The sequence below is a fragment of the Archaeoglobus sp. UBA230 genome, assembly GCA_002507545.1.
Classification (GTDB): Archaea; Halobacteriota; Archaeoglobi; order Archaeoglobales; family Archaeoglobaceae; genus Archaeoglobus.
This window is the reverse complement of record DAVR01000025.1, coordinates 1-2,552: the sequence shown is the minus strand read 5'-3', so window position 1 is coordinate 2,552 and position 2,552 is coordinate 1. Positions and strand designations below refer to the sequence as shown.

Genomic DNA, 2,552 nt, shown 5'->3' with positions numbered 1-2,552 from the left:
GATAGCAGGCTATGCATTTTTGAGCTATGCCAGTTTCACTACCCGTTGTTGTGTATTCTCCCGCCACCATCCCGTTTATGTTGAAGTAGATCACCTTGTAGGGGCAAGCTTCCATACAGAATCTGTATCCGTGACACCTCTCCTCGTTTATCAGAACAACACCGTCTTCACGCTTGTATATCGCATTTCTCGGACAGGCTTCCATGCATGCAGGATGGGTGCAGTGGTTGCATAACCTCGGCAAATAGAAGAGGTAAGAGTTTGGGTGGATACCCCCTCCCCTGTCCTCGTCCCAGTTGTACATCCACTCTGGTTTTCTGTGAGGTGTGCTTGCCACTTTTATGCCGTGGATAACAGCCTTTAGAGGGTATAGCTCAATGTACTCGCCAAACTCTTTTTCTGTCGGAGTTTTAGACGGGTTTGCTCTTTTGCCGTATTTACTCCCAAAAAGAACTCTGATAATTCTGTTGGTATCCTCAAAACCACCGCCCATTTCCTCCCATCTCCTTGGTGAACCCTCACCCGGCATCGTGTTTACCTTCCTCCAGAACATTGCCTTCTGTCCCTCGCCACTCGTCCACATGGTCTTACAGGACAGGGTGCATGTTTGACATCCTATACACTTGTTGAGGTCTATGACCATCGCAATTTGCATTTCTTTGCCCCCATCTTAAAATAATATAAATTTAAGAACTTAAACCATATCTCCGGCACTCCTCGGTGCTCAAGGGTTCAAAATCAACGCATGTATGCCGGTATATCATCTGAGGCTGCCAGTTAACAAACCTGAAGTAGAACTGCCCGTAATTGAAGGCAACATCGTTACCAGCAGCGAGGTGGAGTGGTTTTATCAGACCAACCGAAAGTTCACTCTTCAGATTTTTGGCGTTGGGGAAAAGAAACGTCTCCCAGCCATGGTAGAATATAATCTGGTCATCTGCTGGTAGAGAGGAAACCTTTGCCTGAACTATCACCTCTCCAAAGTCGTTGAAAACCCTTATGTAGTCCCCGTCCTTCACACCCTTCTTCTCCGCTGCCTTTTTGCTGATGTAAACAAAGGGTTCTCCGCGATGCATGTTTATCTGGAGCTTGTTCATGAAAGTTATGCAGTGGGTGCTGTATCTGTTGTGACCACTGGTGAGGATAAATGGATACTTGCTCCTATCTCCTCCGAGAACTGCTGGAGGGTTTTTGTGGCACGGCAACTCCTCTCCCGCTTCGATGAACCAGTCGTGGTCAATGTAGAACTGAGCTCTGCCAGTGAGGGTGGGAAATATCAGTTTTTCTTCCACATGTCGGCTAAAAGCTACCACCGTTTTATCAGGTTCCACATAAGCTGCGTTGTTCAGCCCATACACACTTTTCCCAAGTCCCTCATACTTGACGAATCCTCTTTCCTCTATCTCCTCCAACGTTACGTCCTTTCCAAGCACTTCATACTCCTTACAGATGTTGATCAGATCACGAAGCATCTCTCTTACATCCTCATCTTCAACCTTTTTCATCTCCTTTTTTGCTCTTGAACCACCCAAAACCAAATCCATTATGTTCATCTTCTCCTTTAACCTGCCCATTACATCAATGACCCTTGCTGGTAGACTCTCGTAGTCTCTCTCAACACCCATCAACCATTCTACTTCTTCCGGCAACTCTTCGAGTTCGAGACCTATTTCCTGAAGTGAAAGAAGCTTGTTGATTTTTTCAGCAGTCATACCATGTGGAACCCTGTATTTCTTCAGCCCTCTTGCCTTTGCCCTCTCGGCTATCTTCAATGCAAGTTCTATCACGATTGTTATCTCATCCTTCGCACCCTCAACCGGTTCGACAGCTTTACCGGCAAAGGACCAGAACCTTGTTTCAGGATTTGGCAGGCTGTGGAATTGCATTTTTTCGTGATGGAACGCTGCTGGAAGGACTATATCTGAGTAGAGGGCAGCTTCACTCCATCTGTAATCAATGCAGACGATGAGATCGAGTTTCGGCCAGAGTTTCTTCAGGTAAGTGTGCTGCGTCATTGGCTTGTTTCTGAGAGGATTGGAGGCGGCAATAAACAATACTCTCGGCTCTACATCCTTTTCAGGCAGTGCTAAGAACTCGTACCATCCTTTTTCCAGTGCCTCTTTAATGTAGTCTCCGATTTTTCTTGGAATTCCCGCATCTTTCAGGTCAATTTTGTCCCATATCTCCCCATATCCGCCATGCCAATACCAAAAGAAGACCGACGGCACATTTTGAGATATCATTCTGAACTGAATTCCCTGACCGAAGCCCTCTAGCTCTTCCTCGGTTAACTCTCTTCCATACTTCTTCCTCCACCTGCTCTGCACGGTTTCTCTTATCAGTGGGTCTGTTGTCACCACACCAGCCAGAGCGTCCAGTTCATAAACGACACACCAGCTTCTAATTCCAGTTCCGTTTTTGCCCCAGTTTCCGGTTAAGGCAAGAATGAGACACATCGCTCTCTCGATCAGATCACCGTGGAACATCTTGGCAGTATTCCAGCTCAGGAGTATGGATGTTCTACCGCTAGCAACTTTCCTCGCCAGCATCCT

The 2,552-nt window shown here is 46.7% G+C and carries 2 protein-coding genes; both read right to left on the bottom strand.

All coding sequences use genetic code 11. The features are described 5' to 3' along the window. A partial coding sequence (locus tag BP688_RS06915; RefSeq protein ID WP_349681795.1) for a 4Fe-4S dicluster domain-containing protein occupies positions 1 to 655 on the bottom strand: 655 nt, incomplete at its 3' end. 31 nt (positions 656 to 686) lie between these two features. After that, the coding region (locus BP688_RS06910; RefSeq protein WP_290623378.1) for a molybdopterin dinucleotide binding domain-containing protein at positions 687 to 2,552 on the bottom strand (1,866 nt) is incomplete at its 5' end.